Source organism: Chryseobacterium taiwanense (assembly GCF_000813825.1).
GTDB lineage: Bacteria > Bacteroidota > Bacteroidia > Flavobacteriales > Weeksellaceae > Chryseobacterium > Chryseobacterium taiwanense.
Genome location: NZ_JWTA01000010.1, coordinates 1 through 22,863, shown reverse-complemented (window position 1 = coordinate 22,863; position 22,863 = coordinate 1). Strand labels below are relative to the sequence as shown.

At 33.0% G+C, this 22,863-nt stretch carries 19 protein-coding genes; 16 read left to right on the top strand and 3 right to left on the bottom strand.

Annotated elements, in window-relative coordinates; genetic code table 11:
* Positions 1-17 precede the first annotated feature (17 nt).
* Positions 18-1,172 carry a hypothetical protein gene (locus tag RM51_RS12310; protein ID WP_039369839.1) on the top strand — a complete coding sequence of 385 codons (1,155 nt, stop codon included), beginning with the start codon at positions 18-20 and terminating at the stop codon, positions 1,170-1,172.
* A 48-nt stretch (positions 1,173-1,220) separates the two neighbouring features.
* The gene (topA, locus tag RM51_RS12305; protein WP_039369837.1) at positions 1,221-3,797 is read left to right on the top strand and encodes a type I DNA topoisomerase; all 2,577 of its coding nucleotides are present in this window, start codon (positions 1,221-1,223) and stop codon (positions 3,795-3,797) included.
* 58 nt (positions 3,798-3,855) lie between these two features.
* On the opposite strand, the gene RM51_RS12300 is transcribed toward topA, so the two are convergent.
* From RM51_RS12300 to RM51_RS12290, 3 genes are all read right to left on the bottom strand, one after another.
* A complete protein-coding gene (locus RM51_RS12300) occupies positions 3,856-4,728 on the bottom strand; it encodes a WG repeat-containing protein (protein WP_131667077.1) in 873 nt (290 codons plus the stop codon).
* 148 nt (positions 4,729-4,876) lie between these two features.
* Positions 4,877-5,791 carry an alpha/beta hydrolase family protein gene (locus RM51_RS12295; RefSeq protein WP_084111118.1) on the bottom strand — a complete coding sequence of 305 codons (915 nt, stop codon included), beginning with the start codon at positions 5,789-5,791 and terminating at the stop codon, positions 4,877-4,879.
* Positions 5,792-5,862: 71 nt separating this feature from the next.
* Complete coding sequence (locus RM51_RS12290; RefSeq protein ID WP_039369832.1) at positions 5,863-6,876, bottom strand: serine hydrolase domain-containing protein; 1,014 nt, start codon at positions 6,874-6,876, stop codon at positions 5,863-5,865.
* Between the two features lie 165 nt (positions 6,877-7,041).
* On the opposite strand from RM51_RS12290, the gene RM51_RS12285 reads away from it, so the two are divergent.
* The 14 genes from RM51_RS12285 to RM51_RS12220 all read left to right on the top strand — a co-directional run bounded on the left by RM51_RS12285 (position 7,042) and on the right by RM51_RS12220 (position 22,579).
* Positions 7,042-8,130: a glycoside hydrolase family protein gene (locus tag RM51_RS12285; RefSeq protein ID WP_039369829.1), complete on the top strand. Its 1,089-nt coding sequence runs from the start codon at positions 7,042-7,044 to the stop codon at positions 8,128-8,130.
* Between the two features lie 92 nt (positions 8,131-8,222).
* Entirely contained in the window at positions 8,223-9,293 is a 1,071-nt protein-coding gene (locus tag RM51_RS12280) for a formimidoylglutamase (RefSeq protein ID WP_052248496.1), read from the top strand.
* Between the two features lie 3 nt (positions 9,294-9,296).
* A complete protein-coding gene (locus RM51_RS12275; RefSeq protein WP_039369826.1) occupies positions 9,297-10,298 on the top strand; it encodes a glycosyltransferase family 2 protein in 1,002 nt (333 codons plus the stop codon).
* A gap of 94 nt (positions 10,299-10,392) precedes the next feature.
* Positions 10,393-11,514: a glycosyltransferase family 4 protein gene (locus RM51_RS12270; protein WP_039369824.1), complete on the top strand. Its 1,122-nt coding sequence runs from the start codon at positions 10,393-10,395 to the stop codon at positions 11,512-11,514.
* A gap of 35 nt (positions 11,515-11,549) precedes the next feature.
* Positions 11,550-12,410 carry a polysaccharide biosynthesis/export family protein gene (locus tag RM51_RS12265; RefSeq protein ID WP_039369821.1) on the top strand — a complete coding sequence of 287 codons (861 nt, stop codon included), beginning with the start codon at positions 11,550-11,552 and terminating at the stop codon, positions 12,408-12,410.
* Positions 12,411-12,412: 2 nt separating this feature from the next.
* Complete coding sequence (locus RM51_RS12260; RefSeq protein ID WP_039369819.1) at positions 12,413-14,896, top strand: exopolysaccharide transport family protein; 2,484 nt, start codon at positions 12,413-12,415, stop codon at positions 14,894-14,896.
* A gap of 210 nt (positions 14,897-15,106) precedes the next feature.
* Positions 15,107-15,997, top strand: a complete 891-nt coding sequence (gene porG / locus RM51_RS12255) for a type IX secretion system protein PorG (RefSeq protein WP_039369817.1) — start codon at positions 15,107-15,109, stop codon at positions 15,995-15,997.
* A gap of 7 nt (positions 15,998-16,004) precedes the next feature.
* Positions 16,005-16,754 (top strand): polyprenyl diphosphate synthase, encoded by a 750-nt coding sequence (gene uppS, locus RM51_RS12250; RefSeq protein WP_039369815.1) that lies wholly within the window; start codon positions 16,005-16,007, stop codon positions 16,752-16,754.
* Between the two features lie 30 nt (positions 16,755-16,784).
* Complete coding sequence (bamA, locus tag RM51_RS12245) at positions 16,785-19,319, top strand: outer membrane protein assembly factor BamA (protein ID WP_039369813.1); 2,535 nt, start codon at positions 16,785-16,787, stop codon at positions 19,317-19,319.
* A 4-nt stretch (positions 19,320-19,323) separates the two neighbouring features.
* A complete protein-coding gene (locus RM51_RS12240; RefSeq protein ID WP_039369810.1) occupies positions 19,324-19,863 on the top strand; it encodes an OmpH family outer membrane protein in 540 nt (179 codons plus the stop codon).
* 91 nt (positions 19,864-19,954) lie between these two features.
* On the top strand, positions 19,955-20,458 hold the full coding sequence (locus RM51_RS12235; protein WP_039369807.1) for an OmpH family outer membrane protein: 504 nt from the start codon (positions 19,955-19,957) through the stop codon (positions 20,456-20,458).
* 69 nt (positions 20,459-20,527) lie between these two features.
* Entirely contained in the window at positions 20,528-21,013 is a 486-nt protein-coding gene (locus RM51_RS12230; protein WP_039369804.1) for an acyl-CoA thioesterase, read from the top strand.
* 8 nt (positions 21,014-21,021) lie between these two features.
* On the top strand, positions 21,022-21,882 hold the full coding sequence (gene rfbD / locus RM51_RS12225) for a dTDP-4-dehydrorhamnose reductase (protein WP_039369801.1): 861 nt from the start codon (positions 21,022-21,024) through the stop codon (positions 21,880-21,882).
* Positions 21,883-21,892: 10 nt separating this feature from the next.
* The gene (locus RM51_RS12220; protein WP_039370296.1) at positions 21,893-22,579 is read left to right on the top strand and encodes a hypothetical protein; all 687 of its coding nucleotides are present in this window, start codon (positions 21,893-21,895) and stop codon (positions 22,577-22,579) included.
* Positions 22,580-22,863 lie beyond the last annotated feature (284 nt).

The window sequence follows — 22,863 nt, the reverse complement described above, 5'->3', positions numbered from 1 at the left end:
GAAATTACTGTAGAATAATGACAGCGCTGGAAAAAATAATCTCTCGTTTCAATAGTAAAATTTTTATTTATTTTCTCATTGCAATAACAGCACTTTATACGCTGGGTTTTACTTTTCTGCACAATATTCATTCCGATGGCTATATTTTAGGAGATTGGCTGGTTAATTATCAGGATGGAGGTTTTAAAAGAAGAGGTCTTTCCGGAAGTTTCTTTTTCATCTTACAAGATCTTACAGGGCTAAAGCTGAATATTTTGGTCTACTGCTTTCAGTTCATCATCATCTCATTATTCTTTTATTATTACTTTAAGCTGATACAATATAAAGAAGCAACCTTTCTTTATCTCTCCCTTTTGATGTCTTCAATTGGATTTGTCGGTTTGCTGAACTGTGTAGATTATGTAGGAAAAAAAGAATTTATTATTTTTCTGTTGTTTGCGGTTTTTGCTTACTTAATAGATAATAATAAACTTACTAAAGTAAAGGAATGGGGATTTTGTCTTGCCCTTTTCATATCTACCTTATTTCATGAAGTTACCTTATTTTTTATTCCGTATTTTCTCATAGCATTATATTTAAAAACAAAGAAAATAGAAGCTGTAAGATATTTAAAATACATTCTTGCAGTTCTTATTCCGGTGGTTTTGCTGTTGCTTTTTGGGAAAGAAATCAATGAAGGGCAGTCTTTATCTATTTTAAAAGAGAGAGGAGTGATTTTCACTCGGGGAATCTTTTTTTGGAATATCGATGAAAGACAATACATTTTGGAACATATTAAAGAATACCGATTGTATTTTTTAAGTTTAGGGATAAGTATTGCTCATCTTGCATTTTATCTCAAATATATAGCAGAACGAAAAATCATATATATCCTTTTAATAGGGGCTTTTCTATTCTCTTTACCACTTTTCTATCTTGCGATCGATTGGGGAAGATGGATGTATATTCATATGATATTTATAATTATCCTTTTTGCGCTATTTTTGAAAAAAAGTGATTCTGAATATGCTTCAGAAATAATAATTGTGAATAAAAAATTTTACATTACTCTGTTGATTATCATTTTTTCACTCATTTATCGCGTAGAAATGTCAGGAAGAGGTTTTACATTCGAAGGATTGTTCTACAGAATTTGCCTTGCACCACTGGAATTACTAAATAAAATGCTCTAAGCAGACCTATATAATAAAAAAGCTTTACTTTTGCAAAAAATTTTTAGAATGTCGAAAAATTTAGTAATCGTCGAGTCACCGGCAAAAGCAAAAACTATTCAGAAGTATTTAGGTAAGGATTTTGAAGTGAAATCCAGTTTCGGACATATCCGAGATTTACCTAAAAAAGGAATGGGGATTGACTTGGCTACCTTCAGTCCGGATTACGAAGTTTCTGCAGACAAGAAGAAACTGGTAACAGAACTGAAAGCCGCTGTAAAAAAAGCCGAAATGGTTTGGTTGGCTTCCGATGAAGACCGCGAAGGAGAGGCTATTGCATGGCACTTGGCGGAAGAACTGAAACTAAAACCGGAAAACAGAAAAAGAATCGTTTTCCATGAGATTACTAAAAATGCCATTCTAAAATCAATTGAAAATCCTAGAGATATAGACCAGAACTTAGTAAATGCTCAACAGGCAAGAAGAGTGTTGGATAGAATCGTAGGTTTTGAAATGTCTCCCGTTCTTTGGAAAAAAGTAAAGCCGGGATTATCGGCAGGTAGAGTACAGTCGGTTGCGGTAAGATTAATTGTTGAAAGAGAAAAAGAAATCCGTGAATTTACTCCGAAAGCAAGCTTTAAACTAGATGGGATCTTCCTAAATAAAACAGGGCAGGAAATTTCTGCAAAGCTGAAAAAAGACTTTGACAAAGAAGAAGAGGCTGAAAAATTCTTAGAATTATCAAAAACTACGGAGTTCAAAGTTCTGAATGTTGAAACAAGACCAGGAACACGTTCTGCTTCTGCACCTTTTACAACCTCTACATTACAGCAGGAAGCTTCTTCAAGATTAGGATATAATGTAACTAATACCATGCGTCTTGCACAAAGACTATATGAAGAAGGATACATTACCTATATGAGAACAGACTCGGTAAACCTTTCTCAGGAAGCTATTGAAGGAGCGAAAAGACAAATTACATCAGAATACGGTTCAGAATACTCTTCACCAAGAAACTATACAACAAAATCTGCATCAGCACAGGAAGCTCACGAAGCGATTCGTCCGACTGATTTTGCAGTAACAAGCATTGGAGATGCTCAGTTAAATAGACTTTATCAATTAATTTACAGAAGAACATTAGCTTCTCAGATGGCAAATGCTAAAATTGAGAAGACGGTTATTGAAATTGGTAATGCAAAACTTCCTCAACATTTTGAAGCGCAAGGAGAGGTAATCATTTTTGATGGTTTCTTAAAAGCGTACGGAATTGTAAAAACGGAAGAAGATGATGAAGAAAACAACGAAAAATTACTTCCTAAAGTAAGCGTTGGAGAGGCTTTAGATTATAAAAAAATTACGGCAACAGAAAAATTTACGAGACCGAGTGCAAGATATACCGAAGCAGGTTTGGTAAGAAAGTTGGAGGAATTGGGAATCGGTCGTCCGTCTACGTATGCACCGACAATCCAAACAATCCAAAACCGTGAATATGTTGATAAGCGAGAGATTGAACCTCATACTCGTGAGATTGTCAAAATGTCTTTGGCGAAAGATACAATCAAAAAAGAAGTCCTTGAAGAGAAATTCGGAGGGGATAAAAATAAATTCGTTCCAACGGACACTGGGGAAGTGGTGAGTGATTTCTTAACAGATAATTTTAAAGAAATCCTTGATTACGGTTTCACGGCAAGAGTAGAAGAAAGTTTTGACGAAATTGCCAACGGTGACCAGAAATGGAAAGAAATGATGACGGATTTCTACTCAAAATTCCACCCAAGAATTCAGGATGTAGAAGAACATGCAGAAAGAGCAACCGGAGATAGACTTCTTGGAGTTGATCCAAAAACGGGTAAAAACGTTCATGCAAGAATCGGAAGATTTGGAGCAATGATTCAGATTGGGGAAACGGATGATGAAGAAAAACCTGTTTTTGCATCATTAATGGCGGGACAGAATATTGCAACGATAACTTTTGAAGAAGCTTTGGAGTTATTCAAACTTCCATTCGATTTAAATGAAGTTGACGGACAATCGGTTTCAGTTGGAGTAGGAAGATTCGGACCTTATGTAAAATGGGGTGAAACGTACATCAGCATTCCCAAAGGTGAAGATCCGCTTTCAGTAGATCAGAAACGTGCGGAAGAAATCATCAATGAAAAGAAAATCGCGGATGCACCGATTGCAACTTACAAGGGAGAGCCTGTAACGAAAGGAACAGGAAGATTTGGACCTTTCATCAAATATCAAAGTATTTTCGTAAATGTTCCAAAGAGATATGATTTTGAAAATCTTTCTCAAAGCGATATCAACGAATTGATTGATGCTAAACTGGAAAAAGAAGCCAACAGATATATCCAACAGTGGGAAAAAGAAAAAATCTCTATTGAAAACGGAAGATGGGGCCCTTTCATCAAATTCGGAAAGGCGATGTTTAAAATTCCGAAAAAAGCAGATGATACCAAATATGAAGGCGAAGAGCTGAAAGATATCTCTCTTGATGAGGTTAAAAAATGGATTACCGATCAGGATCCGAAAGCTTTTGCAGAGAAAAAGAAGCCGGCTGCGAAGAAAGCGGCTACGACTAAGAAGGCAACGACAACAGCGAAAAAGCCTGCGGCTAAGAAACCGGCAGCGAAGAAATAAATAGTTTTATATTTAAAGATTAACCCCTTTTGAAATTTTCAAAAGGGGTTTTGTATTTTTATTCAATTGGTGTAACTAATTGACCGTGTTTATTTAAGTAATGAACTCCTCCTCCAAAATGAGGGGCTCCATAAAATTCAATTAATTGTCCCTGAAATCCCAAATAACAATGCATTTCTATTTCATTAAGAATTACTCCTTTTTCATCTATAATTGCATCAAGAAAATAATCATTTGCAAATTCAAATTCTTGCTTATTAATTCTTACGGCACAGACTCCGTTTTGAAATTTATCTACCAAATAGAACTTAGGTTCAATTACAATATTATTTAGATCATCTTTGAAGCCCCACAAATCATTTTCTTGAAATGCAATAAGCTTATTAGACCTAAGCTCAATTTCATCTTTTATATCTGAATTATCATTTTTTCTGGAATTGTAAATTTCTATTCTTGAAACTGTTTTTGGGTCGATTCTTTCTCCTTTTTTATTAATAGGATAGAAATCGGAAAATTTTACATCACTTACAAATGCAATTCCATTGTTAAAACCTCCATATCCATCTTTCCAAGTCTTTCCAAATTCGTTTATTCCTTTTTTATTTACAAACCAATGCTCTTCAAAACTTGATATTTGGGCAAACCCTTCATTAAAGCCTGTTTGCGGGAAATTGTCTTGAATATCAAATACTTTTTTACCTAAAGTATCTATGAAAATCCACTTATACCCTTTTTTTATAACTTCTTTGGAAACATAACAAAGCCCGTCGCCAAAATCACCAACTCTCAAATATTCTGCTTTTATCTTAATTTTTCCATTTTCGTCCATAAATCCGTATTTTCCATTTTCGGATTGAAATTTATAAAGCCCATTTCCTTGTCCATAAAAAAGATAAGAGGCTAAGATCATGAGTAGTATTATTGCTTTCAATGTTTTTATAAAATTTGTATTAGTTCTTATTTTGGAAGAGAAAGATGTATTTAAAACGTAAATTTTTAATAATTATTAAATCAAATATATTAAGTATGTCATGTTTTTAGTAATACATCAGTGAATCTTCTTATTGTCTGTTAGTACTTTAGTTTTTGATATTTTTCATCCATTTCAAAGCGATGTTCATAGGTTCTTCGGAGTTGGAGAATGCAGTATTATGTCCTAATGTTGGAAATAATTTATATTCATAGCGCTTACCTTTAGACTTTAATGTATTAAGAAGTTCAATGGATAGGTTTACAGGCACTTGAATGTCTTTGCTTCCAAAAATCCATAGTCCCGGAATTGATACTTTGGAAAGAGCGTCTAGTGGATCAGTGTCTGTGAATTCATACTTGTCCGGATCATTCATAGTGTGTTTTCGGGCGTCTTCTTCTGTATGAGTATCCCAAAAATTTGAATTTCCGTTGGTGTAAAATTGAAAACGAAGCTGTTCTTTTACCGTTATAAGTGCCCCACTGAATATGGTTATGAATTTGACTTTCTTGTTTTTCTCTGCTGTCAAAGGAATGATCCATCCGGCCTGACTAGCGCCAATTAAACCTATGGGAATTTTATTGTTTGATAAATCTTTAGATAAAACATCTACTGCTGCACTCGCATCCAGAGATAAAAGAGTAAGATTTGAAGCGTCAACATTATTAGTCCCGACTTCAGGTCCTGCATAAATACCAGCAGATTCTCCGACGCCACGTTTGTCATAAGTTAAAACAGCAATATCATTTTCAGCCAACAATGTCGCAAATTCTGTCATTCTTTTTTCCTGTCCGGATCCATGAACCATCACCACAGCCGCTGAAATATGCTTCGGTGTGAAAATTGTCCCAGAAAGCATGTCTCCTTCACTTAGAAATTTTATATTTTTAGTCGTAAAGTTTGGAGGAATTGCCAATGTACGATTGAGAATACCTAAAAGAAATAATACAAGAAGAAAATTCCTGCAAATTGTTTTTGTATTTATGATGTTTTTACAATGAGCCAATTTGTCTATAGCTATCATTTTAGTTTATCTTTTATTAGTGTAGTGAAATTTTGTGTTCGTTATCAATTGTTCTTAGGTAAACTATATTTTTAGTTTTTTAAAATTGCTTTGATTGCATCTAAGATTTCAAATATCTTTCCGTTATAATTGTTTCCTAATAAGATAATAGTGAAATTCTCATCTAGGTCAGAAACTAAAATTGCTTCATAACTTCCTGCTCTTCCATCATGAGAATGCTGAATCAAATGTTTATTTACAAATTTTGCTTCGCCTAAAGCAGATTGGGTATCTTCTTGATGAAATTGTTGACCTAATTCATACAGTGAATTTTCATTGATTAATTTTTTTGAATGAAGACAATTTGAGAATTTTAGCAGATCATTTGTAGTTAAGAAAGTTCCTCCAATTAAAAAATCTGGCTTATCTTCGATATGCTTGTTGTTATATCCTTTTGCAATAAACTTTATATGATCAATAGGTGTAATTTCAGATGAATTCATTTTACATGGTTTGAAAATGTATTTTTTTGCATATTTTTTATAAGTCATTCCTGTAATTCTTTCAATAATAAACTGTCTTAGAAAAACATTATTCATGTTGTAATCGTATTGAGTTCCTGGAATAAAATCTAGTTTGTCGACTGACTTTAAATCATCAAAAACATCTTGATTGCTTTTAATTTTTTTCCAGTTTACATTAGGAAGCCCACTTGTGTACTGTAATATGTCTTTTATCGTAACTTCATTTGCCCATTTTGGTAATTCTGGAATAAATTTGGAAACCTTATCATCTAATTCTAATTTACCCTGTTCTTGTAATTGTAACAAAGCAACGGCACTAAATTCTTTAGTAATTGAGCCAATATTAAATTTATAATCGGGTGTTAGTTTTTGAGCTTTTGTAGCATCTGTAAAGCCAAAGGAAGCATTATAGATTGTATTATCGTTTTTTGCGACCAAAACATTTCCATTAAAAACGCCAATTTGGCTTGAGTGCCTCATTAAGGAATCAATTTGATTGATTTGTTTTGTTTGGCCAAATAGATTATTTATTGTAATTAAGAAAGTAGCTATAAATGAAAGCAATGATTTGTAATATTTCATGTTTAAGTTATTGGAATTCTTTTTTTAGATTTCTTTTGTTGATGATGTTAATCATTCAAATATAGTAATGTTCTTATTAAGAATTTGGATAAATGAAAAATCATCCTGAAGGAGCAGGACACTGCTTAGACTCGTTTCTTCTAAATTAGCTTTCAAATAAATGCAATGGAAAAACCTTTCACCCGCAAAGAATTTCTGCAAACTTCAGCTTTAGGAATGGCAGCGGTATTTTTCGGATCATCATTTACCGGCTTATTATCTTCAGATGAAAAGCCTTATTTCAATTTAAAACCAATTGGTCGTTCTTTACAATTAGAAGGCTATTACATTTGGTGCAGTTCTCCGATTTGGGGTGAAGATGGGAAGGTTCATCTCTTTTATTCCCGATGGAAAAAAGAAAAAGGGATGGGTGGTTGGCTCAAAGGTTCTGAAATTTGTCGCGCAGAAGCCAATTCTCCATTTGATAAATTTGAACATAAACAAGTCATTCTTGCGCCAAGAGGTGAAGGTTTTTGGGATGCAACGACCTGTCACAATCCTTTAATTAAAAAAGTAGGCAATCAATATTTGTTATTTTTCATGGGAACGTCCAATGGAAAAACAAATACGAAAAGAATAGGTTTGGCAACTTCGAAAAGTCTTGATGGAGAATGGACAAGACCGGATGAACCTTTACTTCTTCCCGGAAAAGAAGGTTCGTGGGATGATCATTGTACCACCAATCCGGCTTTTGTAAAAGGAAACGACGGAAAATATTGGTTGTTTTATAAATCATGGAATACGCATGAGTACGAAACCCAGAAAGGGCCAATTCGAGGAAATAGAAAATACGGATTGGCAAAAGCAGATTCTCCAACGGGAGCTTATGTGAAAGTTTCAGAAAATCCAGTGATTGATTTTTCATCATTGCCGAATAATGCGCAATTAGAAGATGCATTTGTCTGGAAACAAAAGGAGAAATTTCACATGGTTGCCCGTGATATGGGATTTTTTAATCATGAATATGGATTGCACTTAACGACAAAAGACGGAATTCACTGGACAAAGCCTGAAATTGCTTATCTGAATATGAAAAGTTATATCAGTGAACCAACTCCTCCCAAAAATCTAAATAGATTCGGAAGGCTGGAGCGGCCAATGATTTTGCTGGATAAAGATGGAGAAACCCCAAAGTTTTTATTCGGTGCAACTCAAGGTGGTGAATTTGAAACATCCACAACTTTTGTTTTTGAAATTTTAAATGGTAAAGCCTAGAATGACGATGTTATTTTTTAGTAATAAAAATATGACATGATTTTAAGTTGAAAAGGTTTTTTGTAAGTTTGTGAAAATAATACGGACAATACATGAACTTCGAAGACTTTATTATTTCACCAAGAAATTTCAAAACTGAAAGCTGGCAAATCGGAAACCGAATCACGAAAGAGATAAAAGAAGACAGCATTGTTCTTTTGTTTGTTTCTGATTATAGAGGAGCGAATGGTGATGCTGAAGTTCAGGATTTTACGGGAATCAGAAAAGAATTTTACAAACTGTCACAACTAGATTTTGAAATTCCAATTGTGGATTTAGGAGATCTGGTTTCAGGGAAGTCGGTGCAAGATTCCCATTATATTTTGCAGGAAGTATTGTCGGCTTGTCATTACAAAAGAGCGATTCCTGTGATTGTAGGAGGCTCTAATGACTTTGCTTTTTCCCTTTTTTCAGGATTAAACTTCCATACGAAAAGCATTAATTACACTCAGATCAGCAATATTATTTCCCTTAAACAAGGTGAAATGATCAATGAACATACTTTCCTAAGCAAGATTTTCGGAGCTAAGAATTTCGCAATTAAAAACTATCATCATTTAGGCTATCAGAAACATTTAAACGAAATTGATTCTGTAAGATTGATTAAAGAAGTGGAATTTGATATTATCCGTCTTGCTGAAATGATGAATTCTACAGAAAAAACAGAGCCATTTTTCAGGAAAGCTGATTTGGTGACGGTAAACTGTGATGCCATCGAAAGTTTCAGCGAGCCTTTTTCAATGAATCCACAAGTAAATGGATTGAACCGAAGAGAGATTTGTGCTTACATGAAAGAAATCGGACTCAGCGAAAATTTGAAATCGGTAGGAATTTTTAATTATAATATTTATTCTGAAAATCAGCTCAATCATCAGCTTCTTGCCCAAATGATCTGGTATTTGATCGAAGGAATTAATATTCAGCAATCACATCCTAAAGAAAGACATTACGAAGTGTTCTATGTGTTGATTGATGACAGACAATATGCTTTTAAACGGGATACTTTCAGTAATCTTTGGTATTTTGGGGAGGATGAAGATATAGAAAACTGTATTCCTTGCTCAAGAAAAGATTTTGACGAAGCTAAGAAAGGCTGGCTAAACACCCGACTGATGAAAATATAGTGTATGACAAACGTTCCCTCAAAAATTTCTATCATTGTTCCTGTTTATAATGTCGAAAAATATTTGGCAAAATGTCTTGATTCTTTAATCAATCAGACGTATCAGAATATTGAAATTTTGGTGGTGAACGACGGAAGTACAGATGGCTCAGAAAAAATTATTAGTGATTTTTCAGAAATTTTTCCGGAAAAGATTCAATCTTTTTACAAAAAAAACGGAGGATTAAGTGATGCACGAAATATTGGACTAGATAATGCGACCGGAGATTATATTGGCTTTGTAGACAGCGATGATTATGTTTCGGGAACCATGTTTGAAGAAATGCTTCATCTTGCAGAAAAGCACAAAGCGGAAATGGTAATCTGTAACATTCAGAAAGTTGATGAGAATGGAAATGTCACTCAAAAACTAACGCAAATTCCCAATATGCCTGAAAAAATAGATCTTGAAACTCATTTTTCAGTGTTTTCGGATATAAGCTATTTTGCATGTAATAAACTATTTAAGAAAGATCTTTTTGCGACCAAAAGATTTAAAAAAGGAATTTTTTTTGAAGATATTCAGTTAATTCCACAATTGCTTTTGGAGTGTAAAACGATTGCTCAGACTCAAAAATATCATTATCAGTATCTTGAACGTCAGAATTCTATATCAAAAACCCACAACGAAAAAGGATTGGATATTCTTCAATCTGTTGAGGATGTAGAAGTTGCTTTTGAAAAATCTGTTTATTCTGATAAACGTAAAGAACTTAAAAACTTTCAGATTTTGGAAGGTGTTTATACTTTTTTGGCGTATCTGGCTTTTGTAAAAGATGAAAAGTTATTTTATGAAATGAGTGCTAAGCTTGATGTTTTCAGAAAAAAAAGGAATATTAAAATGAAAGATATATTGAGTTACAGTCGTTTTGATAAGAATTATATTTTATCTTTGTCTGTAAGCAAGAGAATTTTCTATCTGCTTTTTTTTGCGGGGCAGAAAAGATTGATAAGAAAATTAATGTAAACACAAATGCAGGCGAAGAAAAAGATACTGAATGTATTAAAAATACATTTTATCAGGTTCTTTATTATTACGGGTGCCTGAACAATAAAAAAGAATGCAAAGTTTTGAGTTGTTCTTACTGGGAAAAGGTATTTCTATTTTTTACATAAAAATAGGATTGGGTTTCCTGTTTTCTTTTTTAATTACTTTTTTTACGATTCCAACCATCATCAAAATTTCCAAGAGAAAAAACTTAATGGATGAACCTGGAGTTAGAAGTTCTCATTTGAGAAAAATTCCGAATCTTGGTGGTGCGGCTATATTTTATTCTATCGGAGTATGTGCGTCAATTTTTGCGTACGAACTTTTTTCACTCTATAAATTTTTATTTGCATCGATGGTTATCCTGCTTTATGTAGGAATAATGGATGATATTGTGGTAATGAGGGCTTATAAAAAACTTGTTGCACAGATTATCGTTTCATCATTGATTGTTATAGGCTCAGATATCCGAATCAGAAGTCTTTTTGGGATATGCGGTGTATATGAGATTAATTATTATGTGAGTGTTGTATTCAGCATACTGACCTTCATTGTACTGATTAATGCATTTAACTTGATTGATGGGATTGACGGATTGGCTGGAGGGTACTCTTTGATCTGCAGTGCTCTTTTTGGGATTAGTTATTACCGTTTAGGAGAATATAACTATCCTTTGGTTGTATTTTCTGCTGTAATTGTCGGATCTGTCTTGGCATTTTTGTATTATAATTTGTCAAATTACAGAGCCACTAAGATATTTATGGGTGATACGGGATCTATGTTGTTAGGGTTTCTGCTAGCTTTTACCAGTATATGTTTTATTGATATTTTTATTGACAAATCAGAGCCGGGTGTTCCTCTTTATCATTTACCTTCGGCTCCTGCTATTGCTGTGGCGATTCTTATTTTACCCATTGTAGACACGCTGAATGTCATGATTGTCAGATTAATTCATGGGAAATCTCTTTTTAAGGCTGATAAAAACCATATTCACCACAAACTTTTAAAACTGGGCTTTACCCATAGAAGATCTACTTTTTATATTATTACATATTATCTTTTTATAATAGTTATAGCTAATCTCCTAAGACACATAAATGTAGGGCTGTTATTGGTGATTGTTTTGAGTTTAGGGTTTATTGGTGCATATTTACCAAATCTTATATACTATTTAAGAAATAATACAAATAAATAGTTTTAATTTTTATTTTTGCAAACAACTTAAATCTGATGAAGAATTATAAATATTTATTCCTTTTGTTACTTTCCCTAGTAATGACTTCTTGTATCACTACAAAAGAGGTGCGATATATGCAGCCTAATGAAAGTTTAGTCATTAATGAAGAAGGGCTTGTTCCATACAATATTCCGGTATACAGGATTACAAAAAATGATATCCTTAACTTAAATATTATCACGACTCCTAAAGGAGACGCGGCTCAGTTTTACTCTGCGTATAATACTTCGGGAGGGGCTACTCCAGGACAGGTTACAAATACAGCAATGCTTAATGCTGGAGGAGATGCAGGAAGAAACGGAGGAAATCTTAATTTTTACTTTAACGGGCTTAAAGTAGACTCAAAAGGAGATATTAATGTGTTTGGAATTGGCTATTTGAAAGCGGAAGGCAGAACCATTGAAGAAATAACTCAGGAGCTTCAACTTAAAGTAAATGAAAACTTTCAGGAAGGAAAATCTGAAGTTAGGTTAAATACAGACGGTATTACCTATTATATTCTGGGTGATGTAGAAACTACTGGTGTTACAGGAGAGAAAGTGGCTCATAAAAACACTCTTACCATTACTGAAGCTATTGCTATGAATGGGGGACTAAACAGAACGGTTGACAGAAAAAGTATTGTAATTCACAGAAAACTTCCGGAAGGGATCAAGATTGCTAAAATAGATCTTACCCGTGAAGATGTAATGAATTCTCCATATTATTACGTTCAAAATGGAGATGAGATTTATCTGAATACAAGAGCGAAAAGTTTGAATGGCTTAGGAAAAGACCCTGTACAGACTTTAACGACTGGGGTTTCTCTTCTTACTACAGCTTTATCTATCTACTTACTCATAAAAACACTGTAATCATGATTCCTGAAAAATATGTTAGTCTAGCGAAAAATGATTCTTCAAAAGATAAAAGTGGAGCTTTTTCTTTATTTGATATAGAGAATTTCATAAGGAGGATCATAAAAAACTGGTATTGGTTCGTCCTGATGTTTTTTCTTGGTTATACCCTTTCCTGGGTGTACAGTAAGTATTATGCACAAAATATCTACGCATCCAACTTATCTTTGAGTGTTTCCAATAATACAGCAAGTTATTTTACGCCTAACCAGTCCATCAACTTCATTTGGGGACAAGGGGGTAATCAGGATGGGATTTATTTGAAAAAAATGCTTTTGTCAAGATCGCATAATGAATTTTTGGTAAAAGAATTGGGGCTGTTCGTAAACTTTTCTACGAAAGGGACTCTTAAGTCTACTTATTTAGATAAAAATGACTCTCCGGTTTTTCTTGAAATCGATAAAAAACATTTACAGCAGGTTAATTATCCCATTACTTTATTGCCAAAAGGAAACAATACCTATGAGGTAGTTTTGCCCGAAGAAGGTCATTCAGGAAATTTGTATAATTACGAAATAGAAGGATATCAAAATATTACAGAGTTTCCTAAACCTGCGAATAAAGTAGTAAAATTAAATGAGTGGTTCACGACCCCTAATTTAAGATTTAAGCTGGTCGCAAATCCTGTTAAGCCAACGATAAAGTTGGATAACATTATTGTGAATTTGGAAACGGTAAACCAGACAGTAAACGGAATTGTTTCTACCATTAATGTAGATTTCGATAAAGAAATCAATACCATTATGATTATCACAAAAACAGGGTTTAATCTAAATGGAACTGTCAATTTCTTAAATAAATCTGTGGCTGAACTTCAAAAGAAAAGATTAGCCGATAAAAATGTTATCAATAAAAATACCGATGTATACTTACAGAACAGCTTAAACGGAATCAGAAAAAAGCTTGATTCAAGTGCTTTGGTATTGAATTATTTAAAAACTTCTGAGAAGTTGTACGACATCAAAGACAGAGATGAAAAATCTTTGAATAAGATAAAAGATTTAGAAGCTAAAAAAGCAGATCTTCTAAGTAAGTTAAGCTCTTTGAACTCTATCAAAAATACGATCGATAATCAGAATTTTGAAAGAATGATCAGTACAAGTGCTGCGGGATTTGAAGACGGTCTCTTTAGTGCTTCCGTATCAGAATTGAAGGCATTGTATCTTAAAAGAAGAGAAATGGCGACTATTTATAAGCCGAATTCTGAGCCGATGATAGAAATTAACAGGCTTATTAATGAAGCAAAATTAGGCTCGTCAAATTCATTAAGAAACTATTATACTCATTATTACGATGAAATCAATAAAATTAATAATGAAGTAGCAACGGCTAATGCGGATCTTGTTTCCTATCCTGAAAAGCAAAGAAAATATCTTGATGCCGAAAGAGGGTACAACATGATTGAAGCAACTTACAATAGCTTATTGGGGAGACAAAATGAAGCTCAAATGAAAGTGGCAACCAATCAGTCGGATATCACGGTGATTGATCCTGCTAAAAATTTAGGACAACTTCCAGTCGGACCAAATAAAAAAGGAACCGAATTCGGAATTATAGGAGGGCTATTGTTTTTACCGTTATTATTCATTTTTGTAGGAGAAGTTTTAGATAATAAGGTCAGAAATATTAAAGAGCTTTTAGGCGTTACCAAAATACCATTACTAGGGGTAATCGGTAATAATAACAACGAAAATATGCTTACGGTTCTTCAGTCTCCGAAGTCTTCTGTTTCAGAAGCATTCAGAGGAATAAGAGCCAATGTGAGATTTTTACTGAATGAAAGCCAGAAAAGTAAAACGATTTTGATTACTTCTTCCATTGGAGGAGAAGGGAAGACCTATGTTTCGATCAATTTAGCTTCTGTTTTGGGGTTAAGTGATAAAAAAACGATCTTGCTTGGAATGGATTTGAGAAAACCAAAGATTTTCGGAGATTTTAATATCGATAATAAATATGGAATTTCTAATTACCTTACTGGGGAAGTTTCAATAGATCAGATTATTAACAGTACGAAAATCCCTAATTTAGATGTAGCAACTTCTGGACCTATACCACCAAATCCTTCGGAGCTTTTGATGAGTGAAAAAAACATAGAGTTTCTTGATAAGCTTAAAGAAATGTATGATTTTATCATTATAGATTCTCCACCGGTAGGATTGGTAGCAGATTCTTACGAATTGATGAAGCATTCAGACGCGAATATTTATGTAGTTCGTCACGAATACACAGAAAAATATATGTTGAAGATGATTACGGAGAAATATCATAATCAGGAAGTAGGAAATTTAGGGCTTGTTTATAACGATTACAATACAAGACAGGGTTACGGCTACGGTTATGGCTACGGCTATGGCTATGGCTATTTTGATGAGGATAAAAACTACAAAGAACCACTATTAATAAGATTTAGAAATAAAATTCAGCAAATATTAGGAAAGAAGTAATATTTTAGCAACCTGTAAAAGACAATTTTTCCGAAATGAATTTCTTGTTTATGTAGAAAAAGAAATAATTTAAGGACTTTGCCGTTTACTTTATAACAAATTATGTTTTTTTGTTTATTTTTAACTAAACATTAAGAATATCATTAATATAAAAAAGTTTTATATTTGCAAAAATTAATTTTTAAAATAACCATAAATCCATATTCTTTTATGAATAAAAAATTATTGTTTAGCTTTCTTACCGTTATAGGAACAATGGTGAGCATGAAGGCACAAAGAAATGAATTGGGAATTCGACTAGGGATGAGTAACCTAGTAGGAGATGTAGGAAATACCAATTATATTTTACAAAAACCGTTGAGTATGGATAGGGTTTCTGATTGGGGAGTTCCTTTTTATGGTGGTTTATTATATAGATTTAATTTTAACCCTTATCAGACGGTAAGATTAGATTTGGGATACAATCAGGTTCAATTTAGTGATAAGGCTGCAAAAGAGCAGTATAGAAAAAATAGAAATGCTTTTGGTAAGAATGATATTTATGAAGCAAGTTTAAGCTTTGAATATAATTTCTTCCCAGTGAACAATGAGCAAATGGGGATGTTGAGTCCTTATATTTTTGCAGGAGTTGGAGCTATTATGTATGATGCTCCGAAAACTACTTTGGTACACGACTTTAGAAGAGATGCAGATGGAGTAGCGCAAGCTCCGATTAATGAAGAAGATTTTACGACTACGGCAGTATATTCTACAGGGAAAAAAATATCAATGCAGGTTCCGTTTGGTGTTGGTTTGAAATATAAATTCAATCATAACTGGGCGATTTTTGCAGAAGCTACATTCAGGCTTACATTGACAGATCAGCTGGATTACAGCAAAGTGTTACCAAAAGATGTAAAATCATCATATAATTCTGATATTTTATCTCCTGGGGGAGGTTCATTATTAGGAACAGGGAATTATTACATTGTTTCTCAAGAAAGAGAAGCTGCATACAAAGGAACTAGAACTATTGGAGATGGAGAGTCAAGAGATTGGTTAAATACTTTTAGTTTAGGACTTACCTATTCTTTTGGAAGACCTCCGTGTTATTGTGATTAATTAAAATATGTCGTTGTTAAAAGATAAAATAGATCCTGAAAATTTGCCACAACATGTTGCCATCATTATGGATGGAAACGGAAGGTGGGCCAAATCTAGGGGTGAAGAAAGAACATTTGGTCACAAGAATGCCATTGATGCGGTAAGAAATGCTATTAATGCTTGTAACGAAATCAATATTCCCTACTTAACCCTTTATACTTTTTCCTCAGAAAACTGGAACAGACCAGATGACGAAGTAAATACATTAATGAATTTACTTATGGAAACTTTATTGCTTGAAGCCGAAGAGATTTTTAGCAAAGGGTTGAGAATGCATGTGATTGGGAATTTAGAAAAACTACCTCCTCTTGTAAAAGATCAGTTACTAAGAGTGGTAGAACTTACCAAAAATAACTCAAAAGGTAACTTAATACTGGCAATTAGCTATGGCTCTCAGAATGAAATTCTGAATGCTGTAAAAGAAATCAGTTCAGATGTAAAAGAAGGGAAGCTTGAAATAGATAAAATAGATGAAAAACTATTTGAAAGCTATTTATATACAAAAGACTTTCCACCAGTTGATTTAATGATAAGAACGAGCGGTGAGGTAAGAATAAGTAATTTCCTTCTGTGGCAAATTGCTTATGCAGAACTACAGTTTTTAGATATACTTTGGCCGGACTTTACAAAAGATATTTTCTTCCAATGCATTTTAAACTATCAAAATAAGGAAAGAAGATACGGGAAAACCGGAGAACAAATAAAGATTCAGTAAAAGAATTAAGAAAAGAAAGACTACGATAAAATGAAGTTTAGATTATTACCCATCATAATGTTTGCTGCTTCTGCACATTTTTATGGACAAGTAACACCGCAGGATAGTACAAAAGTGAATTCTTCTGTACATGCAGAAAATCAAGCAGGGACATATACGTTAAAAGATATCGTCGTTGATGGGGTGAAAAAATATACACCCGCTCAAATTCTAAGATTTACAGGTTTAACGAAAGGAGAATCTGTAGATATTCCGGGACAAAAAATCAGTACAGCTGTAAAGAAACTTTGGGATACTCAATCATTTTCTGAAGTGGAAGTGTATATTGAAAGTATTGAAGGGGAAACAGTTGTTTTAAAATTTTATTTGGAAGACTTAAAAGAGCTTGGTGAAGTGAAATTTACCGGAAAAGGGATTGGTAAGTCTAAAAATGAAAAACTTGCTAAAGACAATAATTTAAAACCTGGAACTAAAATTACTCAAAACTTAGTTTCTAGTTTAAAAACAAATATTCCGAAAGACTACGTTAAAAAGGGATTTGCAGACGCCAAAATTACGATCCAAGATAAAGTGAATGCAAGTGATCCTGCTTTAGTAGACTGGACGATTGAAGTTGATAAAGGGAAAAGAGTCAAAATTGATCATATCGAATTTGAAGGAAACAAAAACGTTACAGATGCTAAGCTAAGAAAAAAAGCGTTTAAGGAAACAAAACAAAAAAGATTCGGTATCGGAGGTATTTTAAAATCTTCAAAGTTTGTTGATGATAAATACCAAGAAGATAAACAAAACCTTATCAGCTATTATAACTCATTAGGATATAGAGATGCTGCAATTGTTTCAGATTCTGTTTGGAGAAACAAAAGAAACAATTATGAGATCAATGTAAAACTTACTGAGGGTAAACAATATTATATCGGAGATATTACTTTCACAGGAAATACTGTGTTTGCGACTGAATACCTACAAAGAATTTTAGGATATAAAAAAGGAGATATTTATGATGCAGTAGGATTCAACAAAAAAGTTGGAGAAGATGGTGGTAAAGAAGACGATTCTGATATCAAGTCTATTTATATGAACAATGGATATTTGTTCTCGAATGTAACTCCTGTTGAAAAATCTGTAGATGGAGATAAAATTAATCTTGAAATTCGCATCAATGAAGGTGAAAAAGCTACTTGGAATAAGGTAACATGGGAAGGAAACGTTACTACTCATGACCACGTTATTCTTAGATCATTAATGACAAAACCAGGAGAACTTTTCAAGAAATCAGATATTAAGAGAACTTATTTTGATCTTGCGGGAATGTCATTCTTTGATCCACAACAGGTCGGACAAGATATTCAACCGAATCAGCAAGACAATACAGTTGATATCAATTGGAAATTGGTTGAAAAAGGATCTTCTCAGGTTCAGTTACAAGCCGGTTATGGAGGAAACAGCTTTATTGGAACATTAGGACTAACGTTTAATAACTTTTCATTAAAGAACTTCCTTAAACTTAAAGATTTTAGACCAGTACCTCAAGGTGACGGGCAAACATTGTCTATCCAAGCACAAGCTGGACAATATTTCCAGAACTATGGAATTTCATTCACAGAACCATGGTTATTCGGAACAAAGCCTACAGCACTTTCAGTAAGTTTGAATACTTCAAGAGTTAAATACAGTGATGGGTATAATGATCAGAAATTAAATATTTTCTCTGCTTCGGTAGGTCTTAATAGACGATTGAATTGGCCAGATGATTATTTCTCATTATATACGGGGGTACAATATCAAAAGTATAAATTTAGTAACTATCCTTTTGAATTTGGTAACAGTACTGAATATTATGGAAATGCAAATAACTTTAGTATTAACTTAGGATTAAGTAGAAATTCGGCTGGTATTGACCCTATTTTCCCAACTGTGGGTTCTAACGTGGAGATTTCTGCGAAACTTACTCCACCATATTCATTGTTTAGTAATAAAGATTATTCAACAATGACACCTGTTGATAAGTATAAGTGGATGGAGTTTTATAAAGTAAAATTCAAAGCAGATATTTATAACGAAATTGCAGGAAAACTTGTTTTAAGATCTTCCGCTGAAATGGGATTCATGGATGGATATAATAAAGAGCTTGGAGCCCCACCTTTCGAAAGATATTATGTAGGAGGTACAGGTTTATTCGGAGGTCGATATGATGGTAGAGAGCTTATTCCACTGAGAGGTTATGAAAATGCTTCTACTTATGGTGGAACTTCTGAAGATATTACTCAAGCTGGAGGAGGAACTATTTATAACAGATTTACTTTAGAATTGAGATATCCTATCTCAATGAGTCAAACAGCTAAAATTTATGCGCTTACTTTTGCTGAAGGAGGTAACGTATGGAACTCTTGGAGTAAATATAATCCTTTCCAATTAAAAAGATCAGTGGGAGTTGGGGTAAGAGTATATATGGGAGCATTTGGTTTGATTGGATTTGACTTTGCTTATGGATTTGATAAAACAATCAATTCTACAGAGCCTTCAGGATGGAAGACCCATTTCTTGATGAACCAATCTTTATAACAATATGAAGAATTTTAAAACCATTTTCACCATTTTCTTTCTGATATGCTTTGGAATTTCTAATGCTCAGAAAGTGGGTGTTGTTGATACGCAAGCTATATTAGACAAGCTTCCTCAGTATAAAGAGGCAGAAGCAAGATTAAACTCACAAATTGATACTTGGCAGACAGACCTTCAAAATCTGCAGACAGAGTATGAGAAAAAAAGATCTGCTTTTGAAAATGAAAAAGTTTTATTGATAGGAGATCAATTAAAACTTAGAGAAAAAGAAGTGATGGATTTGGATAAAAATATCAAAACAACAACAAGTTTGCGTTTTGGTACCAACGGAGAAATCAGTAAACTGAGAGCAAACCTTGTTCAGCCTTTTCAGGATCAGATATGGAATGCAATCAAGACGATGTCTGAAAAAAATGGGTTGGGCATAGTTCTTGATAAAAGTAATGACGTTAATGTTATTTTCCTTCAGAAAAGATATGACTACACGGATAAAGTCTTAGATATTTTATTAAAAGGAACAACAGGAAAAGAAAAAAAGAATTAGAATTTCCTTAAAAAGTATAATTAAATTTGTTTTGAAATTAACTTTTATAGAAATTTGCAATCTTAAAAATTAAATTATTTATTTACCAATTATGAAAAAATTAAGTGTATTATTTGCAGCAATAATGATGGTTGTGTCTGTAGGTATGGTAAAAGCTCAAAAATCGGCTACTTTAAATGTTGCAGCTGTTCTTAATGCGATGCCTGAGAAAACTAAAGCAGATGCTGATTTAAAAGCATTCATTGATACCAAACAAACTGAAATCAAAAAGAAAGGAGATGCTGGGCAATTGAAAGTAAAGCAGTATCAAGAAGAAGCTTCTAAAAAAACGGCTGAAGAAAATAAAGCAAGAGAAGCAGAACTACAAAAATTGCAAGAAGAAATTGCTCAGATGCAAGATAAGGCAATGAAAGATAGCCAGGCTAAACAAGACGCTTTGTACGAGCCAATCGAGAAGAAGTTACAAGCTGCGATTGAAAAAGTAGCTAAAGCAAATACTATTGACTTTGTATTAGATTATAACTCATCTACATTGTTATACAAAAACGGACCAGACATCACTGCTGATGTTAAAAAAGAATTAGGTCTTAAATAATTTTAGAAATTAACAAAGATTTATAAGAACCACCACCTCTATTCGGGGTGGTTTTTTTATTTTTGCACAATGGAAAAAGAAGTATCAACAACGGTAAAAGTACGCTTTAGTGACTGTGATCCGATAGGTCATTTGAATAATGTGAAATATTTGGATTACATGTTCAATGCCAGAGAAGATCATGTAGAAACATTTTATGGTTTTACTTACGAAGAATATACAAAACAAACAGGTTGTACTTGGATTGCCATTCAAAATGAAATAGCATATTTGAAAGAGGTAAGATATAATACTTCAGTTGTTATCAGTAGTAAAACAATCGAGGTTCAGGATAGAACTGCGAAAGTTGAAATTCTAATGAAAAGTTTAGATGAAAAAACAATTCATGCGGTTCTATGGGTTACTGTGATTTATTTTAATGTTAAAACGAGAAAATCAGAAGTACATCCTGAAGACATAAAAGAAACATTCCATAAATTCTATGTAGACTTGGAACAGAAAGAATTCCAATCTAGAGTTAAATTTTTAAGAGTTCAAAACGCAAAAAATTCATAATAACTAAGATGAAAAAAATACTAGTAGTAGGAAGTAACGGTCAATTAGGAAACTGTATAAAAAAGATTGCAGAAAACTTTGAAAATAAATACGAGTTTATCTTTACAGATTCACAAAATCTGGATGTAACAAATTCAGAACAAATACAAGGTTTCTTTTATGACAATAAACCCGATTTTTGTATCAATGCTTCTGCATATACAGCAGTTGACCTTGCAGAAAAAGAACCAGAAAAAGCTTTTGCTGTAAACGCTGAAGGTGTGGCAAATATTGCTGAAGCTTGTGCAGAGTTCGGTACCACTTTAATCCACGTTTCTACAGACTATGTTTTTGATGGAGAAACAAACTTAGATTATGCTGAAGATGATTTTACAAATCCGATAGGAGTTTATGGACAGTCGAAATTGAAAGGAGAAGAATTAGCTTTAGATAGTAATCCTAAAACAATTATTCTGAGAACGTCTTGGCTATATTCAGAGTTTAATAAGAATTTTGTGAAGACAATGTTGAATCTGTTCTCTCAAAAAGAAGAATTAGGAATTGTTGCAGATCAGTTTGGGCAACCAACAAATGCTAATGACTTGGCAGAAGCAATAATGGCTATCATTGAAGCTTCACATAAAACATTTGGTATTTTTCATTTTTCAAACTATCCGGAAACCACTTGGTTTGAGTTCGCGAAAAAAATTGCAGAATTTTCAAAATCAAATATTAGGCTTAATCCACTTACAACAGAGCAGTATCCAACTCCGGCAAAAAGACCAAAGAGAAGTACGATGTCTTTAGATAAAATAGAAGAGGCTTATAAAATAGAACCTAAGCATTGGGAAAATAGCCTGGAAGATTGTATTGAAATTCTCTCAAAATAAAATTGAATATATGAAGAATCTGATTATTATAAGTTGTATTGCTTTTTTTCAATTTTGTAATGCTCAAAATGTTTTTCTTACCAAAGTTGAAAAAACGAGTGATAATAAAGATCAAACATTATTTAAAATACAAGATGAAGTAAAAAAAGCGGAGTATTTAGGAGAAATAGAAGTTCAGGGATATTCGAAAGATGATGCGGCTGTATTTTCATCAGTGTATAAAAAAGCAAAAGAAATTGGAGCCAATGCATTTTCATTAAAACCTTTTGAAACTATTGATGGATCGACTCAACCATTCAATCCTTCGAATTATAGATTGAACTTGTATTTTATTTCAAGAGAAAAACTTTTAAATCAGACAGGATATATTTATTTATTTGCATCCTCAGATAAAGAACAAAAAATAAGTATTAATAAAAAAGATCTTATTCTACCACACAGAAGTTTTTTTATATTAAAACCGAAACATGAAGAAGTATATGTTATTTCTACTAAAAAACTTTTGGGATCTACTATAAAACTGCAGCCGAGATCTAACGATGGAAATCAATATTTTCAAATGTCTTCCACAAAAATAAAATCTGATGATTCAGGAAGAGGTGGATTGAACTTAAAAAGTGGTGATATTATAGGATTAGAAAAATCTTTCGCAGAATTTTTAAGCATAATATATCAAGAAGTGAAGCAAAGTAATTAAACTTTGCTTTTTTTTATTCCATAAAATCCGGTTGAGATCATTCTCCAAAAAAGGTTCTAGTATACATCTTCAATCTCCAGAATATAAAAAAACAAACATTAGTTTAAAAATCTAAAAATTATTCTCTCATCTATTCAGCTAGTTAAGTTTAAATATTGCGAAAAAGTAAACTTTACGTTAACAAAACTTGGATTGTATTGAGTAAAGGTTCTATCTTTGCCCCACTGAAAACGAGAGAATATCAGTAAGCGCAGAAGAGCCTTTAGATCTGTCTCTTATACACA

What these genes read in the sequence shown, in the direction of transcription:
- RM51_RS12310 (WP_039369839.1), top strand. Translation starts at nt 18, where the DNA reads ATGACAGCGCTGGAAAAAATAATCTCTCGTTTCAATAGTAAAATTTTT.
- topA (WP_039369837.1), top strand. Translation starts at nt 1,221, where the DNA reads ATGTCGAAAAATTTAGTAATCGTCGAGTCACCGGCAAAAGCAAAAACT.
- RM51_RS12295 (WP_084111118.1), bottom strand. Translation starts at nt 5,791, where the DNA reads ATGATAGCTATAGACAAATTGGCTCATTGTAAAAACATCATAAATACA.
- RM51_RS12290 (WP_039369832.1), bottom strand. Translation starts at nt 6,876, where the DNA reads ATGAAATATTACAAATCATTGCTTTCATTTATAGCTACTTTCTTAATT.
- RM51_RS12285 (WP_039369829.1), top strand. Translation starts at nt 7,042, where the DNA reads ATGGAAAAACCTTTCACCCGCAAAGAATTTCTGCAAACTTCAGCTTTA.
- RM51_RS12280 (WP_052248496.1), top strand. Translation starts at nt 8,223, where the DNA reads ATGAACTTCGAAGACTTTATTATTTCACCAAGAAATTTCAAAACTGAA.
- RM51_RS12275 (WP_039369826.1), top strand. Translation starts at nt 9,297, where the DNA reads ATGACAAACGTTCCCTCAAAAATTTCTATCATTGTTCCTGTTTATAAT.
- RM51_RS12270 (WP_039369824.1), top strand. Translation starts at nt 10,393, where the DNA reads ATGCAAAGTTTTGAGTTGTTCTTACTGGGAAAAGGTATTTCTATTTTT.
- RM51_RS12265 (WP_039369821.1), top strand. Translation starts at nt 11,550, where the DNA reads ATGAAGAATTATAAATATTTATTCCTTTTGTTACTTTCCCTAGTAATG.
- RM51_RS12260 (WP_039369819.1), top strand. Translation starts at nt 12,413, where the DNA reads ATGATTCCTGAAAAATATGTTAGTCTAGCGAAAAATGATTCTTCAAAA.
- porG (WP_039369817.1), top strand. Translation starts at nt 15,107, where the DNA reads ATGAATAAAAAATTATTGTTTAGCTTTCTTACCGTTATAGGAACAATG.
- uppS (WP_039369815.1), top strand. Translation starts at nt 16,005, where the DNA reads ATGTCGTTGTTAAAAGATAAAATAGATCCTGAAAATTTGCCACAACAT.
- bamA (WP_039369813.1), top strand. Translation starts at nt 16,785, where the DNA reads ATGAAGTTTAGATTATTACCCATCATAATGTTTGCTGCTTCTGCACAT.
- RM51_RS12240 (WP_039369810.1), top strand. Translation starts at nt 19,324, where the DNA reads ATGAAGAATTTTAAAACCATTTTCACCATTTTCTTTCTGATATGCTTT.
- RM51_RS12235 (WP_039369807.1), top strand. Translation starts at nt 19,955, where the DNA reads ATGAAAAAATTAAGTGTATTATTTGCAGCAATAATGATGGTTGTGTCT.
- RM51_RS12230 (WP_039369804.1), top strand. Translation starts at nt 20,528, where the DNA reads ATGGAAAAAGAAGTATCAACAACGGTAAAAGTACGCTTTAGTGACTGT.
- rfbD (WP_039369801.1), top strand. Translation starts at nt 21,022, where the DNA reads ATGAAAAAAATACTAGTAGTAGGAAGTAACGGTCAATTAGGAAACTGT.
- RM51_RS12220 (WP_039370296.1), top strand. Translation starts at nt 21,893, where the DNA reads ATGAAGAATCTGATTATTATAAGTTGTATTGCTTTTTTTCAATTTTGT.